Genomic DNA, 19,590 nt, shown 5'->3' with positions numbered 1-19,590 from the left:
ATCAGGCGTCGTGGTCGGGCGGCCGCTCATGCACCCTCCCCGGGCTCGGATCCGGCACTTGCCGCCACGGCGCGGATGCGCGCCAGATAGGAGGTGCGAGGCCTCGTCCCGAGCTCGCCGAGAAGATCGTATTCGTGGCGTGCGCGCTTCAGCTTCGAAACGAGACTGTCCTTGCGGTTGGTGTCGCCGAAAACGATCGCCTGCGTCGGGCAGGCGTTCTGGCAGGCCGTGCGCACCTCGCCCTCATCGAGCTCCCGCCCCTCGCGATCGGCGCGCTGCTGCGCCCGGCTGATGCGCTGCACGCAATAGGTGCATTTCTCCATGACGCCGCGGCTCCTGACCGACACGTCCGGATTGGCGGCGGCCTGATAGAGCGGATCGTCGAGGTTCTCGTAGGCCTGCTCGTCGCCATAACCATAGAAGTTGAAGCGGCGCACCTTGTAGGGGCAGTTGGCCTGGCAGAAGCGCGTACCGATGCAGCGGTTGTAGACCTGGACATTGAGGCCTTCGCGATCATGAACCGAGGCCTCGACCGGACAGACCGGCTCGCAGGGCGCTTTCTCGCAATGCATGCACGGCACCGGCTGGAACAGCACCTCCGCCGCGTCCGGCTCGCCACGGAAATAGCGATCGATCCTGATCCAGTGCATCTCGCGGCCGCGCTCCACCTCCTCCGGCCCGACGACGGGAATGTTGTTTTCCGACTGGCAGGCGGTGACGCAGGCGCTGCAGCCGATACAGACCGACTGGTCGATCACCATGCCCCAGGCCGCATCGGGATAGTCCCAGTCGGGATAAAGCGAGGGCGGCACCTCCTCGTCTTTCTCCTCCGTGCCATGCAGGAAATCGGCAAAGCTGAGATCGCGGATGATCTCGCGCCCCTCCATGTCGGAATGCTCCTGCGTACGGATGAGGCGGCCCCTGTCGCTCGTCGCGCGAAGCTCGGCCCCGGTCGCATGCCACAACGCATCGAGGCGACGCAGCGGATTGACGTCGACGCCGACCGCGGAACCGATGACCCCGGCCTCCGGCCGCCCGTAGCCGAGCGCGAGCCCGATCGCGCCCTCCGCCTGCCCGACGGCCACCATCGCCGGCAGCATCAGCCGGTTCTCGCCGAGGCTGATTTCCAGAAGATTTCCGTCTTCAATCCCGAGATTGAGCGCATCGCTGGGCGAAACGAGCGCCGCATTGCCCCAGACGAGCTTGGTCACGGGATCGGGCAATTCCTGCAGCCAGGCATTGTTGGCGAAATCGCCGTCCCAGAGTTTCGTGTCGGGTCGGAAGACGAGCTCATAGCCCTCGTCCTCCACCGCCGGCGCAACAGGTTTGGGCACAGCAGCAGCGCTCGGCCGCACGCTCTGCGGCGCCGAGCCCTCCACGAATCCGGCGCGCAGGCTCTTTCGCCACCAGGTCTCGAAATCGCCGGCGCCGCTTGCACGTCGCCAATGCGCCCGCAGAACCTCGCGATCATCGGCATCGAGCGTGCCGAAGAAAGCCCCGAGCACGGAAAACAGCGAGCGACCGCGGAAGAGCGGTGTGATCAACGGCTGGATCAAAGTAACGGTGCCGTCTCCGGCGCGCGCATCGCTCCAGGCTTCGAGGTCGTGCAACGCCGGCAGATGCCATGTCGTACGCGCCGCCGTCTCGTTGCGGTAAAGCCCGTGATGCACCGTGAACGGCACCTTGCCGAGGAGCTCGGCGAGATCGAAATCCCCGGGCGCGCTGTAGACGGGATTGGTGCCGGAGATGAGGAGGGTTTCGACGTGACCCGCATCGATGTCATCGACGAGCTCCCGCAAACCGGCCGCCGGCGGCGCCTCATCGTCGGCAGGCAAAAACTCCACCGTTTCGCCGAGACCACCGAGTGTTTCGTTGAGCCAATGGGCGAGCGCATGCACCTCCGGCGGCTGTGCGGCACCAGCGACGACGAGCGCCTGGCCGCGATGCGCCGAGAGCTCCTGAACCAGGCGTTCGAGGAAGATCCGCGCGTCTTCCTCGATCCCGCCTTCCGGCAGGTTTTCAGCGCCAAAACGGGCGGCGATCATCTGCGCGAGCTCTGCCACCCGCCCGCGCCTTGCCGCGAGCCGATGATCCGCATTGGAGCCGGTGAGGCTCAGGACAGGCTCGATGACATGGAGCCGAAGGAAGCCCTCCGCCTTCGCCCCCCAGACGCGCCGTCCCGCACCGAAGCGCGCCGCATTGAGGGTCTGCTCCGGCCCGGCCCCGAGAAAATCGGCATCGAGCGAGACGACGCATCGGGCGCGATCGAAGCGATAGACGGGTTTCAAGCGCCGGCCGAAGGCAAGCTCGGCTCCCGCCAGAACATTCTCCTCGCCGAGCGGATCCCATTGATGCCAGCGCGCCTCTGGAAAACGGTCGAGAAGCGTCGAGATCTGGTCGAAGAAGGTCGGCGAGGTGCTCGGACCGGTCAGAATCCTCAGCCCCTCTCCGCGCTTGGCGCGATGGGCCTCGATGCGCGGCAGAAATTCGCCGGCAAATCCATCCCACGACGCCGTATCCGCCCCCTTTCGCACGGCCTTCGAGCGGTCCGGATCGTAAAGCGACAGGATCGCCGCCTGGGTGAAGGCGTCGCTGCCGGAGGCGGCCGGATGGTCGCCATTCGGCTCAAGCTTGGTCGGCCTCCCGTCAAATGTCTGGCCAATCACCGGCTGCGCGACGCCGGAGAGTGTCACGGCGGTCGCGAAGGCGAGCGGCTCGCCCGGTACCAGCCGCTCCGGCATGTTCACATAGGGAACGATAGCCTCCGGCTGGCGTCCGCAGGCGCCAGCCGAGACAGCCGCGCTCGCCGCCATCAGCTTCAAGGCGGTGCGCCGATTGACCGGGCCCATACGGATGCCGTCGGGAAACTCTTTTGCGGTTTTCGCGGCCCCCTCTTCGGCTGCTCCGCCGTTCGAAGGTCGGGCGCGAGAGGCAAGCGAGCGCCACAATTCCTGTGGCCCGCTGCCGTTTTCACAGCTGCCGCCGCAACATCCTGGATCTTGAGGCGGTTTCAGCGATGACATGTCGAGCAATCGGTCAGTTTTGCAGGATCGATGCCGTATCGCTTCAGCCGCTCATGGCCATGAATCTTGCCGTCGGCAGAGTTCCAATTCGTGGCGAAGACATCTTCGGGTGCGCGCAGGTTCTTTGCCGGATCGCGGTGGCAGTCGAGGCACCATTGCATGGTCATCGGCTCGGCCTTCTGCATGAGCGGCATCTTGTCGACCGGCCCGTGGCAGGTGGTGCAGCCAACGCCGTTTTCGACATGAACGGAATGGTTGAAATAGACGTAGTCGGGCAGGTTGGTGACGCGGTTCCAGGCGATCGGCTCATCCTTGGCGAGGCTCTCGCGGACGGGGCGGAGCATCTCGGCATTGGTCCAGAGCTGCGAATGGCAGGTCATGCAGGTGTGCGTTGGCGGCACACCGGCGAAGGCCGCCTCTTCCACGCCCGTATGGCAGTAGCGGCAATCAAGACCGAGACCGCCGACATGGTGCTGATGGCTGAAGGGAACCGGCTGATCGACGGTGAGGCCGATGCCATCGGCATAGCGCGAGCGTGCCATCACTCCCGCGAAGACAAGAGCGGCGACAGGCACGAACACGACAGCGACAAGCGCAACCTTGACGATGGCGTTGCTGCGACGGCGGAAAATCTGAGCCATGGATCAACTCAGACTGACCCGGGCTGCAGACACATTGCAACTGCAGGGACTGAAGAAAGTCATGGAAGATCCCCCAGACTGCATGAGAGAGCAGCCTCATTTTATTTGACCACGACGCCGGTCCCGTCTCGCGTTGCGCGGTGATCTGTCCCGCCATCACCTCTGGTGGGCGCCGAGAAGAGCATTTCTTCGCTGCGGACACGCCCCATCACGAAGATCACCCCGGACGCGGACCAGTTCCCGCGTCGAACCTTTTTTCCCGCACCGTGTTGAAGATGCGGGACCAATCACGACAACGAGGAAAGCAAGTTGGCCAGAACCGAGAAGACTGTCGTCATCACGGGCGCCTCGGCCGGTGTCGGCCGCGCCGTGACGCGGCGTTTTGCACGAGATGGCGCGCGGCTCGGGCTCATCGCGCGCGATCGTCGTCGGCTGGAAGAGACGGCGGAAGAAGTTCGCGTCCTCGGAGGCGAGGCGATGATCTTTCCAATCGACGTAGCGGATGCCGAGAAGGTCGACATCGCCGCCGAAGAGGTCGAGCAGCGCTTTGGTCCAATCGACATCTGGATCAACGTCGCAATGGTGACGGTTATGGCACCGGTCGCAAAGACGACACCCGAAGAATTCCGCCGCGTGACCGAAGTCACCTATCTCGGCTGCGTGCACGGAACGCTCGCGGCCTTGAAGCGCATGCAGCCCCGCAATTACGGCACCATCGTCCAGACGGGCTCAGCCCTCGCCTACCGCTCGATTCCGTTGCAGGCGCCTTATTGCGCAGCCAAGCACGCGATCGTCGGCTTCACGGATTCGCTGCGCTGCGAGCTCATCCACGACAATTCCGCGATCAAGCTCACCGTCGTGCATCTGCCGGGCTTGAACACGCCGCAATTCGACTGGGCGCGCAACAAGATGCCGCGTCGGGCGCAACCGCTTCCACCGATCTTCCAGCCCGAAGTGGCCGCCGACGGCATCTATTTCGCAGCCCACCATCCGCGCCGCGAACTCTGGGTCGGACGTTCCTCCTATGAGGCGATCCTCGGTCAGAGAGTGGCCCCCGGCCTTCTCGACAGGATGATGGCTGAGAAGGCCTATGGCGGGCAGATGGCCGCCGAGGCGGAGACCGAACGGCCTGACAATCTCTTCGAGCCCGTCGCCGGCTCCTATGCCGCGCATGGCCGCTTCGACGTCAAGGCGCAGAACACGGCACCTGCCCTCTGGGCGACGGAGCACCGCGAGGCGATCGGCAAAGGTGCGGGCATCGCCGCTGCCGGTGCGCTTGGCTGGTTCATCGGCCGGATGCTGTCATCGAGGCGGTGACAGAGCCGTCTGAGAACCGTTTCCTGCCGATCAACGGCTATGCCCGATTTCGACACGCGGCCCCGACCGCGACCACCAGCCGCGCCGCGCACGGCAAGCGTTGAGAGACGAAATACAATTCTAAGCGTTTGCTGTTAGAGAAAGCGCCGCAAGAACAAGCTTCTCAGGGAGAGCGCATGCAGGCCACCGTTCTGGTTGCTGGCGGCAACGGCTATATCGGCAGCCATGTCGTGGTGGAGTTGGCGCGGGCGGGCTACCGACCCGTCATCGTCGACAATCTCGCCAATTCGCATCCCGAGGCCGCGCGCCGTGTCGGTCAGATCGCCGGGGCGGAGATCCCACTCCTCGTCGGCGACATTCGCGACGCAGCCTTTCTCGACCGGGTTTTCATCGAGAACCCGGTCGACGTCGTCATCCATCTCGCCGGCCTCAAGGCAGTGGGTGAATCCGTCGAGAAGCCGCTCGCCTATTACGACGTCAATGTCGGCGGCGCCGTCTCGCTGTTTGAGGCGATGGCGCGCCACGCGGCGACGCGACTCGTCTTTTCGTCCTCCGCCACCGTCTACGGCGATCCGCAGACCGTGCCGATCGAGGAGAGCTTTCCGGTGGGCGGCGTCACCAATCCCTATGGTCGGACCAAGATGATGATCGAGGAGATCATCACCGATACGGTCGCCGCCGACATGGCCTGGCAGGCGATCAGCCTGCGTTATTTCAATCCCGTCGGCGCCCATGAGAGCGCACTCATCGGCGAAGACCCGATGGGCATTCCGAACAATCTCTTTCCCTATATCGCCCAGGTCGCGGTCGGCCGGCGGGAACATCTGCGCGTCTTCGGCGGCGATTACCCGACCCATGACGGCACCGGCGTGCGCGACTACATCCATGTCGTCGATCTCGCACGGGCTCATGTGAAGGCGACGGAAGCGCTTCTTTCAGGCGGGGTGGCGCCCGGCACGCACCGGCCGATCAATCTCGGCACCGGCCGCGGCTACAGCGTCCTCGACACCGTGAAGGCGTGGCGGCGGGCCACCAACCGACCGATCCCTTACGAGATCGTTGAGCGTCGGGCAGGCGACATCGCCACCTGCTACGCCGATCCGAAGCTCGCGGCCGAACTTCTCGGCTGGCAGGCCGATCTCGATCTCGACGCCATGTGCCGCGATCACTGGCGGTGGCAGAGCCAAAACCCGAACGGCTACACGGGAGATTGAACCCGCCCCCAGAGAGGCTCAGTCGAGCCTGACCGGATTCGACCAGGCAAGACGCCCGGCCGCATCGGCAACGACGAGGCGGAACCAATCACCTTCGAAGCGCTCGCTCGACAGGCGAACCTGCGTCAGATTCGGCCCCCATTGGTTCTCCGATTTCGCGCCGCGACCGACGAGGGCGACATTGGCCGCCGGCGAGCATTCCACCGCGACCTCGCCGTCGGCGATGGAGAATCCTTCGATCACCGGACCCTGGCTCGAATAGAAAAGACCGGCCTTGAGCGCCTCCAACAGCGCTTCGGGCGCATTCTCCTCCGCCTTCACCATCACCCAGGCGGCGAGCCCTTCCTCATATTTGAAGTGCGTATCGTCAGACGCAAAGGCGGAGAGCGCATAGCCTTCGTTCAGGAGCTCATCGAGAAGATAGGTCCCGTCGGCACGCGCGGTTTCGAGATCGCAGGTGTAATTGTAGATCTCGACGGAATGGGCATGCGCCGCCATCGCACGACCGTCCTCGATCGTGAGGCCAGACCATTGCGGATGGGCGATCCCCACGAACGCACCGGCCTCGCGCGCCCGCTGCGCGAGCGCGAGGCCGTCCTCATCCTTGCCCGTCGGCTCGAAATCTTCAGGCAGCCCGGCAGCCAGAATATGCCACAGCTCGCCATGGCTGGTCGCATCGGCATGAAGCTCGGCACCGAGAAGCGTCGTGAAACCCGCGCGGCGAAACGGCCGCGTGTCCGTCACCGGAAAATCGAAGCGGCTGAGAAAATGGTCCGACAGGCAGAGAAAGTCGTAGCCGGCGTCGCGATAATGGGCGCAGACCGCCTCCGGCGACGTTCCTCCGTCCGAGCGATTGGAATGTGTGTGAAGATTGCCGCGCCAGAAACGGCCCGGCGCCTGAAATGCCCGCATACCCATGGAGAAGCCCCTCACTCAATTGATGAGAAGCGATATGACGCGTCCATGGCAAGGCAATGACAGGCGAAAGATCCGAGCCGACCGCCAAACGGATTGACGTCCCAAACGTCAGGCGGCTTCGCTCGTCAAATTCCAGCCAAACTGGCTCGAAATCTGCCGGGCAGCCGCCATGTTGCGCTGGATGATGGCGGCGAAAGCGGCCCCGCGCGCATCCATGCCGGCGACCGAAACCCCGAGCCCGCCAAGCACATTGCCGCTCGCGTCGCGGATCGGCGCGGCCGTGCACACTGTCGCCGGACGAAATTCGCGGTCGTCGACGGCATAGCCCTGCACCGCGACGGCAGCGATCTCGCGGCGCAATCTCGCCTCGTCGGTGATGGTGTTGTCCGTGAAGGAGCGGATTTCCACACGCGCCAGAAGCGCGTCGAGAGCAGCCGGTGACAGGCCCGCGAGGAGCACCTTGCCGAGCGCGGTGCAATGGGCGGGACGGTGGCTCACGGTGTGAGACGGAAGGCGTCCCTGCGGCTCCGCCTTTTCCAGATAGCAGATCTGGCCATCGACGAGCGTCGCGATTTGGACCGTCTGACCGATGGTGGCGCACAAATCGCGCATGACGGGACGTGCGAGGCTCGTCAGCTCGCCGCGCGACTGCGCACCCGGCTGCAGGCGCGCAAGGCTTGGACCGATGCTCCAGGTGCGCGTCTTCGGCCGCCACAACGCGTAGCCGCCATCCGCCAAACTGCGCAAAATGCGCAAAACAGTACTTTTATGCAGACCAACGCTGCGACTGATTTCCGTTAGGGAAAGTGGCCCTTCGGCTGCGGCGAGCACTTCCAGGATGCCAAGCGAGCGATGCAGCACCTGGATCGAAGATCCTGACGAAGCGCGCGCATTTCCTGCGCTTTCGTCGCCATTGGGTTGATCCACCGTGACACCGTTCATCTTCTTAATCCCGACACGTGCCGCAGGAAATCGGCACCTCATAGGCCAATCATCGCGTCGTTCATGCAGTCTCGTACGGTCGACTGCACGCACATTCGCCTTTGCAAAGGCGGCCACAAAGCCAAGCCACCAGCAAAGTCGAGGAGGAATGAGCCATTCTTCTGATCAAATTTCAAGTATCAGATGGTGAAATTGATGCAATCTGGCTCGGCCGAGGCTGACCTTAAGGTTAGATTGCTCCTCCAGCGCCGCGGCAGACGCGCGTTTTCACCTCAAATTGCTCAACTGTGCGACAAAAGAACATCCCTGGCCTGATCGGTCAATCGACCGATCAGCGTGCGCGCCGCGCTGCTGGCATAACGGTCGGGATGGCGCAGCAGGGAAAAATCCCGGCGCGGTAGATCGACGGGGACGGATTGAAGCCGGCCGGAGCCGATTGCTGCGGCGACCACATGCTCGGAAATGATGGTAGCACCGGCGCCCGCCTCCACGGCTTCACGGACGGCCTCGTTGCTGGGCAGAACCAGCGAGATCGGCAGATCGTCGACTTTGATACCGTCTCGCGAGGCGAGCTCTTCAAGCACGGCACGCGTTCCCGAACCGGCCTCCCGAATAACCCACGAAAGCGATGTGAGATCGATCCCGCCAGCCTCCGTCGCCGCGGGCAGGGTGCGCCCGGCGGCAACCACGAGCACCAGCCTGTCGCGATCGACGAGACGACGGATAAGTTCGGTGTGTCGGATGGGTCCTTCGACGAGACCGAGATCCGCCCGCCCCTCGGCGACATCATCCTCCACCTGGCGCGTATTGCCGATGACGACATCGAGGCTGACGCTTGGGAAAGCCTCGTGAAAGGCGGCGAGCCGACGCGGCAGCCAGTAATTGGCGATCGTCTGGCTGGCTGCGATGGCGACGCTGCCGCGGGCGGGATCCGCGATTTCCTCAAGCACGTTCTGCGCCGAGGCCACTCGTTTGAGGATGGCGCGTGCCTCCGGCAGGAAGCGCTCGCCGGTATCGGTAAGCTCGATGCCGCGCCCGACCCGGTCGAACAGGCGGGCGCCGTAGCGCTTCTCCAACGCCGCGATCGCCGCCGAGGCGGCCGATTGCGTCAGGCCGAGTGCGGCTGCCGCCCGGGTGACGTGCCGCCGCTCGGCGACGGCCACGAAGACGCGCAATTGATCGAGGGTCATGTCTCAATGATCGACGCAAATGCTCGATCAGACAAGACGCATCTGCCACTTCGATGAACTGGAGCGCCGTCGCCACTCATCCCACATCGCGATGGGTGCGATCCGCAGTCACAAGCGAGCTGCGGCACGACGCCAGAAATAGCGGCCGAAGGCGGTGGGTCTCCGCCCCGGCAACCCGTTGTGTCAGGCGATGCGCGTGCCGTCCTGCGGATCGAAAAACACAGAACGCGTCATGTTGAAGGCGAGCTTCACATGCCCGTCCTCTTCGATCGGACTGTTCGCCCTGAGCCGCGCCGTGAATTCCTTGCCGCCGAGATGCGTGACGACATAGGTGTCGGCACCCGTCGGCTCCACCATCTCCGCCCGGCAGGTCGCCTCGACGAGCTGGCCCTCTTTCTGGTCGGCCGCATCGGGATCCGTGACAGCTTCGGGACGGATGCCGAAGGTGATGGTGCGACCCACCCAATCACCGAGCTGATCGGCCACGCCTTCCCGCACAGGCAGGAAAAGCGCCCCGTTGGAGCGCTGTTTCAACGCGACGCCGATCGCCCCGTCCTGCTTCTGCACTTCGGCAGGAACGAGGTTCATCGCCGGCGAACCCATGAAGTCGGCAACGAAGAGATTGGACGGATTGTTGTAGACATCTTCCGGCGAGCCGAATTGCTGCAGCACGCCATCCTTCAGGATCGCGATCGTGCTTGCGAGCGTCATCGCCTCGATCTGATCGTGGGTCACGTAGACGATGGTGGTCCCGAGCGTCGCATGAAGCCGTTTGATCTCCATGCGCATGTCGACGCGCAGCTTGGCGTCGAGGTTCGACAGCGGCTCGTCGAACAGGAAGACCTGCGGTTTGCGCACCAGCGCCCGTCCCATGGCGACGCGCTGGCGCTGACCGCCGGAAAGCTGACCCGGACGGCGATTGAGAAGCTTCTCGATCTGCAGCATCTCCGCCACTTCCTGGATCGCCCGGTCGCGCTCGTCTTTAGGGACGCCCCGCATTTCCAGGCCGAAGGCAAGATTTTTTGCCACCGACATGTTCGGGTAGAGCGCATAGGACTGGAACACCATGGCGATGTCCCGCTCCGACGGTTTGAGCTCGTTGACACGCTCGCCGGCGATGCGGATCTCGCCCTTCGTCACGCTTTCGAGCCCCGCAATCGTATTGAGGAGCGTCGACTTTCCGCAGCCGGAGGGACCGACGAGCACGAGGAAGTCCCCCTCCTCCACGACAAGATCGATGCCCTTTAGAACGTCGGTCTGGCCGAAGGATTTGTAGAGACCGTCGATTTCAAGAAACGCCATGTTCAGCCCTTCACAGCGCCGGCCATCAGCCCGCGCACGAAATAACGCCCCGACACGATGTAGACCACGAGCGTGGGCAGAGCGGCCAGCACGGCCCCGGCGAAGTGAACGTTGTATTCCTTCACGCCGGTGGACGAGCTGACGAGGTTGTTGAGCGCCACCGTCATCGGTTGCGAATCGAAGTCGGAGAACGAGGCTCCGAAGAGGAAGTCGTTCCAGATATTGGTGAATTGCCAGATGATCGTGACGACGATGATCGGCCCGGAACTCGGCAAGAGAATGCGCCAGAAGATACGGAAGAAGCCCGCCCCGTCGACCTGAGCGGAGCGGATGAGCTCCGTGGGGAACGCCGCGTAATAATTCCGGAAGAAGAGCGTCGTGAAGCCGAGCCCGTAGACCACATGCACGAGGACGAGACCCGGAACCGTGCCGGCGATGCCGAGCGTGCCGAGCACCTTCGCCATCGGAATGAGCACGATCTGGAACGGGATGAAGCAGGAGAAAAGTATCAGCCCGAAGACGATGGAATCGCCCTTGAACCGGTACTTGGTCAAGACGTAGCCGTTGATCGCACCGAGCACCATCGAGATGGTAACGGCCGGGATCACCATCAGGAACGAGTTGACGAAATAGGGTTTGAGCCCGGTCGCCTGCACGCCCACCTGCGCCTCGCTCCATGCCGAAAGCCAGGGTTGAAGCGTCCAGTGCTGCGGCGGAGCGATGAGATTGCCGGAGCGGATCTCATCGAGCGGCTTGACCGAATTCAAAAGCATGATGACGAGCGGCAGGAGATAATAGACCGCAAAGACGATCAGCACCGCGTAGAGGATCGCCCGTCCGAAGACAGAGCCCGACCCCAGCTGCGGGCCTTCGGTTGCCGTGCTCATTGCTCTCGCTCCGTCGACAGCTCGCTGTAGAGATAAGGCACGATGATGGACGCGACCATCATCAGCATCACCACCGCGGAGGCCGCACCGATGGCCATCTGGCTGCGCGTGAAGGTGTAGGAATACATGAACGTCGCAGGCAGCTCCGTCGCACGCCCCGGCCCGCCATTGGTGAGCGCGATGACGAGGTCGTAGGATTTGATCGCCATATGGGCGAGGACGACGAAGGCCGACAGAAAGGCCGGCCGCAGCATCGGAATAATGATCCTCCGATAGAGCTGCCAGGGCCCCGCCCCGTCGATCTGGGCGGCACGCATGATTTCCGTGTCGATCCCCCGAAGGCCCGCCAGGAACATCGCCATGACGAAGCCCGACGATTGCCAGACGGCCGCAATCACGACGGTGTAGATCGCCATTTCGCGGTCTTTGATCCAACCGAAATGGAAACTCGTCCAGCCGAGCGCATGCATGGTGTGGTCGAGCCCGATGCCGGGATCGAGGAACCATTTCCACGCTGTGCCGGTGACGATGAAGGAGAGCGCCATCGGATAGAGATAGATCGGCCGCAAAACGCCCTCGCCGCGGATCTTCTGGTCGAGAAGAATGGCGAGCAGCAGGCCGAGCACGCAGCAAATGACGATGTAGAGAGACCCGAAGATCGCGAGATTCTTGAGCGCGATCCACCAGTTCGGCAAGTCGAAGAGTTTGACGTAATTGCCGAGGCCGATGAAGTCGAAGCGCGGCAGAAGCGTCGAGCTCGTCATCGACAGATAGACGGTGAAGATGATGAAGCCGTAGACGAAGAGGACGATAACGGCAAAGCTCGGCGCAAGAACGATGCGCGGCAGCCAGTCCTGCAGGCCGCGCCGGAACGCGCTCGATCGGCGCGGACGCACAAGCGGCTCCGTGGCGGTGGTGGAAGTCGCGGTCACTGGGGCGCCCTCAACGCTGAAGATGATGGGAAACCCCGGCCTGAGGCGGCCGGGGTGAGATCATCAGAAGCGTCAGCGGGCCGACGCAACGGCGTCGACGAGAGCCTGAACGGCCTCCTCGGACGTGTACTCGCCGTTGAAATGCGCCGTGACGACGTCGAAGACGGCATTCTTCACGGCCGACGGCGCGCCGTAGCCATGTGCGAGCGAACCATAGAGATGGTTGTTCTCATTCGCCTCGGCGAGCTGCTTCATGCCTTTCTGAGCGCAGGCATCGAACTCGTCGGGTGCGACGTCGGTGCGCGCCGGCACGGAGCCCTTCACCTTGTTGAAGGCGATCTGGAATTCCGGCGACATGACGGCGGAAGCGAGCTTCAGCTGCGCGTCGCGCTTGTCTTCGCCCACCTTGAACATCACGAACTGGTCGGAATTGAAGAGAACCGAGCCTTCCGTTCCCGGGAAGCGCTGGCAGACAAAGTCCTCGCCCGGCTTCATGTCGGCGCGCAGGAACTCGCCCTTCGCCCAGTCGCCCATGAACTGCACCGCGGCCTTGCCGTTGATGACCATGGCGGTGGCGAGGTTCCAGTCGCGACCGGAGAAGTTCGGATCGACATAGTCGTGAAGCTTCGTCATCCGGTCGAAGACCTGCTTCATCGTATCGGAGCCGAGCGTCTCTTCGTCGAAATCGTTGAGCGCCTTCTTGTAGAAGTCCGGACCGCCGGTGGCGAGCACGACGGCCTCAAACACGGTCGCGTCCTGCCAGGGCTGACCGCCATAAGCCACCGGCGTGTAGCCGGCTTCCTTGATCTTATCGAGAACCTCGATCAGCTGATCCCAGTCCTTGATGTCGCCTTCGACGCCGACTTCGTCGAAGATCTTCTTGTTGGCCCACATCCAGTTCGTCGAATGCACGTCGACCGGGGCGGCGATCCACTGGCCTTCGCTGTTCTTGGAGAATTTCTGCAGAGCAGTCGGAACGACGTTGTCCCAGTTCTCCTTCGACGCAAGATCGGAAAGGTCCGCGACCACGCCCTGGTCGGCCCATTCGGTGATGTCGTAGCCAAGCATCTGCACGGCGGTCGGCGCATTGCCCGAAGTGACGCGAGAGCGCAGCACAGTCATCGCCTGGACGCCCGAGCCACCGGCCACCGGCATGTCTTCCCAGGTGACGCCTTCCTCTTCGAGCTGTTTCTTCAGAACGTTGAGCGCTGCAGCTTCACCGCCGGCGGTCCACCAATGCAGCACTTCCACGGTCTCTTGAGCTGCGGCACTTCCGACAAACAACGCCGCGCCAGTGGCAAGGCCAGCGAACGTCGATACGAATTTCTTGTACATGAGTTGGAAAACCTCCCGAATAATCCACCGTCGTGTGGCTTCCGGCCGATTGCTCGAACCGACCGCGGCGGTAGTCCAATCTGTAACGTTACAGATCGCCGCAAGTCAAACGCTACAAGCCGTTTGCAGAAGCGGGAATGCGCGGCATAGGATGCCACCCCCATCAGGAGGCGAAGACATGCCGCCAAAGCGGCCCGAGTTCCGAAAGATCAGCGATAACAAGAAACAAGACAGCTTTGCGCGCCCCACTTTGCGCACTTTGGCGGAGCTGACAGGGCTTGGTGTCACGACGGTCTCGCGCGCCTTGAAGGATGCCCCGGAACTTTCGGTTGAGACCAAGGCCAGAGTGCGCGCTCTGGCTGAGGAGATCGGCTACAGACCCGACCGGGCAGGGATCCGTCTGCGCACCGGCAAGACCCTCGTCATCGCTCTCGTCCTCGATCAAAGCGACGCGATCGCCGAGTTCGCTCGCCGCATGATCTTCGGCATTTCGGAGATTTTGCGCGACACGCCCTACCATCTCGTCGTCTTTCCACAGGTGATGGGCAGCGACCCGATGGAGCCGATCACCTATATCGCGGAGACGGCAGCCGCAGATGGCGTGATCTTCACCCATACGCGGCCGCAGGATCCGCGCGTGAAGCTCCTTTTGGAGCGCGGCATGCCTTTCGTCACGCACGGCAGGACTCGGCTCGGCCATCCGCATCCCTTCCATGATTTCGACAACGAGACTTTTGCACGGCTCGCCGTGGAGCACCTCGTCGCGCGCGGCCGCAAGCGGCTTGCGCTCGTCACGCCACGCCCGGAATTCACCTATGCGGAGTTCATGCTGAAAGGCTTCCGGGAAGCGGCAGACCGCGCCCGGGTCCAGCATGACCTGATGCCGGGGCTCGATCTCGATTCAAGGTCGCAGGCGTTCCGCAAGGCGGCAATGCGGCTTGGCGAGGCGGAAAACCCCTTCGACGGCTTCATCTGCGCCAGCGAAACCCGCTCGGTTGCACTGATGGCGGGCCTTAACGACGCCGGCCGCGTCGTCGGGCGCGACGTCGATGTGGTCGCCAAGGAAACCTCGGATCTCCTCGACAACGTCTGGCCGCCAATCGATTCCTTTTGCGAAGACCTGGTCCTCGCCGGCAAGGAGCTTGCGAGCTTCCTGCTCGCACGCATGCGCGGCGCGCCGGTGGACACCCTCACCTCGCTTGCCACTCCGGGCTTCCGCCAGCGCACCGGCCGGCCCTGTGCCGGAAAGCACACCCTTTGATCAAAGCCTAAGCACTCCTCAGAGGCACCCATGCGACGCTCAGACATCAACGCCATCATCAGGCAGTCGGACGAATTCATCCGCTCTTTCGGCTTTCTGCTTCCGCCCTTTGCCTATTGGCGCCCGAAGGAAATGCAGGCGCGGCTGAGCGAGATCGAAGGCGTCGTCTCCGGCCGCCTCGGCTGGGACATCACCGATTACGGCGGTGGCGATTTCGACAAGCTCGGGCTTTTCCTCTTCACCGTCAGAAACGGCGATACGGCCGATCTCGCCCGCGGCCGCGGCATGCTCTATGCGGAAAAGATCATGATCTCGCGGCGCGATCAGATCTCTCCGATGCATCGCCACGTGATCAAGGCGGAAGACATCATCAACCGCGGCGGCGGCACACTGGCACTCGAGCTGTTTGCCTCCGATCCGGACGGCGACATCGACCAGGAAGCCGAAGTGCTGGTCGCCACCGACGGGCTCTGGCGACGCCTGCCGGCGGGCGGCACATTGCTGCTGCAACCGGGAGAAAGCGTCACCTTGCGGCCAGGCATGTGGCACGCCTTCTGGGCGGAAGGCAAAGACACGCTCATCGGCGAAGTCTCGACCGTCAACGACGACCTGACGGACAATATTTTTCGCGATCCCGTCAGCCGCTTTTCAACGATCGAGGAGGACGAGGAGCCGTTGCACCTCCTCGTCTCCGATTATCCGGCCTGGCTGGAAAACGCCTCGGGCCGGGCGGTCGCCGGCTCGTAAGCGCGGCCGCTCACCTCTCCGCCGAGCGCGCCCAAAGATTGACCCCGCCTTCGACGGCATAGCGGTCGATGTCGGCGAGCTCCTGCTGTGAGAATTTGCGTTTTTCGAGCGCGTCGACGAGCTCGCTCACCTGTTCGGGCCGGCTCGCGCCGATCAGCGCCGTCGTCACCCGCGGGTCGCGCAAAACCCAGGAGATCGCCATCTGCGCCAGGCTCTGGCCGCGACGCTGGGCGATCTCGTTGAGGCCGCGGATACGACTCAGATTGTCGTCGCTCAAGAAGTCGGAAGAGAGGGTCTTGTCTTGTGCGGCACGGCTCTCCTTCGGCACGCCGCCGAGATATTTGTTGGTCAGCATGCCCTGGGCGAGCGGCGAGAAGACGATCGTACCCATGCCCTCGCCCTGCAGCGTGTCGAGAAGACCGTCCTCCTCGATCCAGCGGTTGATGAGCGAGTAGCTCGGCTGATGGATGAGGCAGGGCACGCGCATCTCGCGCAGGATCGCGACCGCCTCGCGCGTGCGCTCCGAATTGTAAGAAGACAGCCCGACATAAAGCGCCTTGCCCTGCTGCACGGCCGAGGCGAGCGCTCCCATCGTTTCCTCGAGTGGCGTTTCCGGATCGAAACGGTGCGAGTAGAAGATATCGACATAGTCGAGCCCGAGGCGCTTCAGGCTCTGATCGAGGCTCGACAGAAGGTATTTGCGGCTTCCCCATTCGCCATAGGGCCCCGGCCACATGCGGTAGCCCGCCTTTGTGGAGATGACGAGCTCGTGGCGGTGCGCAGCGAAATCGCTTTTCAGCATCCGCCCGAAGAACACTTCCGCAGCACCCGGCGGCGGGCCGTAATTGTTGGCGAGGTCGAAATGGGTGATGCCCTGATCGAAGGCCGTCCGGCAGATCGCCCGCGCCACGTCCTCGCGCGCGTCTTCACCAAAATTGTGCCAAAGGCCGAGCGACAGGGCCGGCAAAAGAAGCCCGCTCTTGCCGCAGCGGTTATATGTCATGTCTTCGTAGCGGTTCGGCGCGGGCCGGTAGCTTGCGCTCGTCATCACCTCTCCCCTCGTGTCTCCAGTCGACGCGGGCCCCTGAAAAACCTCTTCGGCTTGGAGCCCCGTCGCGATCGTCGTGAAGGACATAGCGCATGGTCGGAGCGGACAACACCCGCAGCACGTCCAAGGCGCGGCCATAGCTTCCTTACGAAATTGAGACGCGAAAAGGATGACCCTGCGAAAGCCCCGCGATATGAGGGGCCGGGATGATCGGCGCCTGACGGGCTGCGCCGGCTGGAACGCAAAGAGCGGGAACGGAATGAACAAGAACAGCGACTTGCCGGCACATGTCGTGGAAGACCAAAGCGCCGTCTTCGCCTTCCTTGCCGATCCCGCGACCCACGGCCTTGAAAACGAAATCAAGCGCATCGACACGCATGGCGCGGTCGTTTTCCTTGCCGGCGACGACGTCTACAAGCTGAAGCGCGCCGTCAAATTCCCCTTCATGGATTACTCCACGCTCGCATTGCGCAAGACCGCCTGCGAGCGGGAAATCGCCGTCAACAAGGAAGCCGCACCGGACATCTATCTCGGCATCGTGGCGATCACCCGTGATGGCGACGAGCTGACGCTCGGAGGCGACAGTGAGCCCATCGAATGGGCGGTCCATATGCGCCGCTTCGACGAGACGAAGACCCTCGATCTCGTCGCCGAAAAGGAGGGACTTCCCCAGGAGCTGTTGAAGTCTCTCGTCAAAGAAATCCTCGCCGCCCATCAGCGCGCGCCCAGGCGCGACACCGGTCCGGCGATCGCCTCCCTCGCCTCCTATCTCGAGCAGAACAGCGAGGCCTATGCCGAAAATCCCGGGCTCTATCCGCAGGACCGCGCCGCCGCTCTGACCGAGGCCTCGAAAATGGCTCTCGCCGCGCTCACGCCACTCCTCCAGGCACGCGGAGAGGCCGGCTTCGTGCGCCGCTGTCACGGCGATCTGCATCTGCGCAACATTGTCCTGATTGCGGACAAGCCGACGATCTTCGACGCGGTCGAATTCGACGAAGCGATCGCAACAGGCGACGTCCTCTACGACCTCGCCTTCCTCCTCATGGATTTGTGGGAGCGCGGCCTCCACCGCGAAGCGAACATCGTCATGAACCGCTATCTGTGGGGCAGCGATGCGTCCGAGATCGACGGGCTCGCGGCCCTGCCCTTGTTTCTCTCCATCCGTGCCACCATCCGCTCCAAGGTCATCGCCGCCGCGCTTCCTCACCTCGACGGGGAGGAAAAAACGGCAAAGGCAGCCGAAGCCCGCCGGTATTTTGCTGCCGCAGAAGCGTTCCTTCAGCCGGTACGGCAGCGCCTCGTGGCGATCGGCGGTCTTTCAGGCTCCGGCAAGACGACGCTTGCCGCGCGTATCGCGCCGCAATTCGGCCGCGCGCCGGGCGCGGTGCATCTTCGAAGCGATATCGAGCGCAAGCGCCTCGCCGGCGTGGGCGAGACGGAACGTCTGCCGGACAGCGCGTATGCGTCGGATTTCACCGCCCGTGTCTTCGACACGCTCTGGCACAAGGCGGAGCGTGCCTTGAAGGCCGGAGCGAGCGTCATCGTCGATGCCGTCCACGCGACACCGGAGGAGCGGCGACAGGTGGAGATCGTCGCCCGGGAAAATGGCGCCGATTTCGTGGGCCTTTGGCTCGAGGCACCCATCGAGACCCTGATCGACCGCGTCCGCCATCGCAGCAACGACGCATCCGACGCCACGGCCGAAATCGTCCGCCGCCAGACGGGCTACAAGATCGGCGAGATCGCCTGGCCGCACATCACCGTAACGGGAAGCGTGGATGATTCCGTTGCCCGAGCCCTGAAAACCCTCGGCTTTTCCTCCGATCGATAACGCCGCTCAAGGGATCAGGACGGCAGCGCCGGTGAGCGCCCCCGAGCGCAAATCGGCAAGAGCTTCATTGGCTCTGTCCAGGGGATAGGAGACCGTCGTCGTCTGCACCGGCACCTTGGGCGCCAGCGCCAGGAATTCCTCGCCGTCGGCGCGTGTGAGATTGGCGACCGAGCGGACGACACGCTCGCCCCACAAGAGCTCGTAGGGAAAGCCCGGAATGTCGCTCATATGGATGCCGCCGCAGACGACGACCCCGCCTTTCTTCACCGCCTTCAAGGCTGCGGGAACGAGCGCGCCCACTGGGGCGAAGATGATGGCCGCATCGAGTTCGTCCGGCGGCCGGTCGGAGGACTCACCGGCCCAAACGGCGCCGAGCTCGCGCGCAAAGGCCTGCGCCTTGAGATCCCCCCGCCGGGTGAAGGCATAGACCGAGCGCCCCTGATGACGGGCCACCTGCGCCACGATATGCGCGGCCGCGCCGAAGCCATATAGGCCGAGACGTTCGGCCTCTCCCGCCATCCTGAGGCAGCGATGACCGATGAGGCCGGCGCATAGAAGCGGCGCCATCTCCGCATCCGCTCCCCTCTCGCCGAGAGGGAAGACGAAATGTGCATCGGCCACGCAGAACTCGGCATAACCGCCATCGATCGTGTAGCCGGTGAAGCCCGGCCGGTCGCAGAGGTTTTCCTGCCGCGAACGGCAATAAACGCAAGTCCCGCAGGTGTGGCCGAGCCAGGGGACGCCGACGCGATCGCCCTCTTTGAATCCGCTGACACTCCCGCCGCACGCCGCCACACGGCCAACGATTTCGTGACCAGGAATGAGCGGTAGTTTGGGGTTTTGGAGCTCCCCATCGACCACATGCAGATCGGTTCGGCACACCCCGCAGGCGGAAATCGCAATCAGCACCTCGCCGGGTCCTGGCCTTGGGCGGGCAAGTTCCCTTAAAAGGAGAGGAGCGCCAGGGCGCTCAAGAACCATCGCGCGCATCGTCGCCGTCAT

At 63.6% G+C, this 19,590-nt stretch carries 16 protein-coding genes; 5 read left to right on the top strand and 11 right to left on the bottom strand.

What is annotated here, in order from left to right; translation table 11 throughout:
- Positions 1-26: 26 nt before the first annotated feature.
- A complete protein-coding gene (locus BLP76_RS04920; RefSeq protein ID WP_092811295.1) occupies positions 27-2,849 on the bottom strand; it encodes a 4Fe-4S dicluster domain-containing protein in 2,823 nt (940 codons plus the stop codon).
- Positions 2,850-3,010: 161 nt separating this feature from the next.
- A complete protein-coding gene (locus BLP76_RS04915; protein WP_092810221.1) occupies positions 3,011-3,664 on the bottom strand; it encodes a cytochrome c3 family protein in 654 nt (217 codons plus the stop codon).
- A 309-nt stretch (positions 3,665-3,973) separates the two neighbouring features.
- Here BLP76_RS04915 and BLP76_RS04910 point away from each other — a divergent pair, with 309 nt between their 5' ends.
- A complete protein-coding gene (locus tag BLP76_RS04910; RefSeq protein ID WP_092810219.1) occupies positions 3,974-4,981 on the top strand; it encodes an SDR family oxidoreductase in 1,008 nt (335 codons plus the stop codon).
- 176 nt (positions 4,982-5,157) lie between these two features.
- Positions 5,158-6,195, top strand: coding sequence for a UDP-glucose 4-epimerase GalE (gene galE, locus BLP76_RS04905; RefSeq protein ID WP_092810217.1), 1,038 nt, complete (start codon positions 5,158-5,160; stop codon positions 6,193-6,195).
- 18 nt (positions 6,196-6,213) lie between these two features.
- Here galE and BLP76_RS04900 read toward each other — a convergent pair whose 3' ends face one another.
- From BLP76_RS04900 to BLP76_RS04870, 7 genes are all read right to left on the bottom strand, one after another.
- Positions 6,214-7,113 carry a CehA/McbA family metallohydrolase gene (locus BLP76_RS04900; RefSeq protein WP_092810215.1) on the bottom strand — a complete coding sequence of 300 codons (900 nt, stop codon included), beginning with the start codon at positions 7,111-7,113 and terminating at the stop codon, positions 6,214-6,216.
- 108 nt (positions 7,114-7,221) lie between these two features.
- Complete coding sequence (locus tag BLP76_RS04895; protein ID WP_170130500.1) at positions 7,222-8,055, bottom strand: IclR family transcriptional regulator; 834 nt, start codon at positions 8,053-8,055, stop codon at positions 7,222-7,224.
- Positions 8,056-8,336: 281 nt separating this feature from the next.
- Positions 8,337-9,245 (bottom strand): LysR family transcriptional regulator, encoded by a 909-nt coding sequence (locus tag BLP76_RS04890; protein ID WP_092810211.1) that lies wholly within the window; start codon positions 9,243-9,245, stop codon positions 8,337-8,339.
- 183 nt (positions 9,246-9,428) lie between these two features.
- Positions 9,429-10,547 carry an ABC transporter ATP-binding protein gene (locus BLP76_RS04885; protein WP_092810209.1) on the bottom strand — a complete coding sequence of 373 codons (1,119 nt, stop codon included), beginning with the start codon at positions 10,545-10,547 and terminating at the stop codon, positions 9,429-9,431.
- 2 nt (positions 10,548-10,549) lie between these two features.
- Positions 10,550-11,434: a carbohydrate ABC transporter permease gene (locus BLP76_RS04880; RefSeq protein WP_092810207.1), complete on the bottom strand. Its 885-nt coding sequence runs from the start codon at positions 11,432-11,434 to the stop codon at positions 10,550-10,552.
- Positions 11,431-12,330 (bottom strand): carbohydrate ABC transporter permease, encoded by a 900-nt coding sequence (locus BLP76_RS04875; protein WP_092811293.1) that lies wholly within the window; start codon positions 12,328-12,330, stop codon positions 11,431-11,433. Before BLP76_RS04875 ends, BLP76_RS04880 begins: the two co-directional genes overlap by 4 nt.
- Positions 12,331-12,438: 108 nt before the next feature.
- Positions 12,439-13,701, bottom strand: a complete 1,263-nt coding sequence (locus BLP76_RS04870) for an ABC transporter substrate-binding protein (RefSeq protein ID WP_092810205.1) — start codon at positions 13,699-13,701, stop codon at positions 12,439-12,441.
- A gap of 178 nt (positions 13,702-13,879) precedes the next feature.
- Here BLP76_RS04870 and BLP76_RS04865 point away from each other — a divergent pair, with 178 nt between their 5' ends.
- Positions 13,880-14,962, top strand: a complete 1,083-nt coding sequence (locus BLP76_RS04865) for a LacI family transcriptional regulator (protein ID WP_170130501.1) — start codon at positions 13,880-13,882, stop codon at positions 14,960-14,962.
- Positions 14,963-14,992: 30 nt separating this feature from the next.
- Entirely contained in the window at positions 14,993-15,709 is a 717-nt protein-coding gene (locus BLP76_RS04860) for a D-lyxose/D-mannose family sugar isomerase (RefSeq protein ID WP_092810201.1), read from the top strand.
- A gap of 10 nt (positions 15,710-15,719) precedes the next feature.
- On the opposite strand, the gene mgrA is transcribed toward BLP76_RS04860, so the two are convergent.
- Entirely contained in the window at positions 15,720-16,757 is a 1,038-nt protein-coding gene (gene mgrA, locus BLP76_RS04855) for an L-glyceraldehyde 3-phosphate reductase (RefSeq protein WP_092811291.1), read from the bottom strand.
- Between the two features lie 259 nt (positions 16,758-17,016).
- On the opposite strand from mgrA, the gene BLP76_RS04850 reads away from it, so the two are divergent.
- Complete coding sequence (locus BLP76_RS04850; RefSeq protein WP_092811289.1) at positions 17,017-18,588, top strand: bifunctional aminoglycoside phosphotransferase/ATP-binding protein; 1,572 nt, start codon at positions 17,017-17,019, stop codon at positions 18,586-18,588.
- Positions 18,589-18,594: 6 nt separating this feature from the next.
- On the opposite strand, the gene BLP76_RS04845 is transcribed toward BLP76_RS04850, so the two are convergent.
- Positions 18,595-19,578, bottom strand: coding sequence for a zinc-dependent alcohol dehydrogenase family protein (locus tag BLP76_RS04845; RefSeq protein ID WP_092811287.1), 984 nt, complete (start codon positions 19,576-19,578; stop codon positions 18,595-18,597).
- Positions 19,579-19,590 lie beyond the last annotated feature (12 nt).

Source organism: Afifella marina DSM 2698 (assembly GCF_900102695.1).
GTDB classification, from domain to species: domain Bacteria; phylum Pseudomonadota; class Alphaproteobacteria; order Rhizobiales; family Afifellaceae; genus Afifella; species Afifella marina.
The sequence above is the reverse complement of the archived record's forward strand: the minus strand, read 5'-3'. Positions and strand labels throughout refer to the sequence as shown.

Bases quoted from the DNA above. Each gene is read 5' to 3' on its own strand.
- BLP76_RS04900 (WP_092810215.1), bottom strand. From the start codon at position 7,113: ATGGGTATGCGGGCATTTCAGGCGCCGGGCCGTTTCTGGCGCGGCAAT.
- BLP76_RS04865 (WP_170130501.1), top strand. From the start codon at position 13,880: ATGCCGCCAAAGCGGCCCGAGTTCCGAAAGATCAGCGATAACAAGAAA.
- BLP76_RS04860 (WP_092810201.1), top strand. From the start codon at position 14,993: ATGCGACGCTCAGACATCAACGCCATCATCAGGCAGTCGGACGAATTC.
- galE (WP_092810217.1), top strand. From the start codon at position 5,158: ATGCAGGCCACCGTTCTGGTTGCTGGCGGCAACGGCTATATCGGCAGC.
- BLP76_RS04870 (WP_092810205.1), bottom strand. From the start codon at position 13,701: ATGTACAAGAAATTCGTATCGACGTTCGCTGGCCTTGCCACTGGCGCG.
- BLP76_RS04850 (WP_092811289.1), top strand. From the start codon at position 17,017: ATGAACAAGAACAGCGACTTGCCGGCACATGTCGTGGAAGACCAAAGC.
- BLP76_RS04915 (WP_092810221.1), bottom strand. From the start codon at position 3,664: ATGGCTCAGATTTTCCGCCGTCGCAGCAACGCCATCGTCAAGGTTGCG.
- mgrA (WP_092811291.1), bottom strand. From the start codon at position 16,757: ATGACGAGCGCAAGCTACCGGCCCGCGCCGAACCGCTACGAAGACATG.
- BLP76_RS04845 (WP_092811287.1), bottom strand. From the start codon at position 19,578: ATGCGCGCGATGGTTCTTGAGCGCCCTGGCGCTCCTCTCCTTTTAAGG.
- BLP76_RS04920 (WP_092811295.1), bottom strand. From the start codon at position 2,849: ATGGGCCCGGTCAATCGGCGCACCGCCTTGAAGCTGATGGCGGCGAGC.
- BLP76_RS04885 (WP_092810209.1), bottom strand. From the start codon at position 10,547: ATGGCGTTTCTTGAAATCGACGGTCTCTACAAATCCTTCGGCCAGACC.
- BLP76_RS04895 (WP_170130500.1), bottom strand. From the start codon at position 8,055: ATGAACGGTGTCACGGTGGATCAACCCAATGGCGACGAAAGCGCAGGA.
- BLP76_RS04880 (WP_092810207.1), bottom strand. From the start codon at position 11,434: ATGAGCACGGCAACCGAAGGCCCGCAGCTGGGGTCGGGCTCTGTCTTC.
- BLP76_RS04890 (WP_092810211.1), bottom strand. From the start codon at position 9,245: ATGACCCTCGATCAATTGCGCGTCTTCGTGGCCGTCGCCGAGCGGCGG.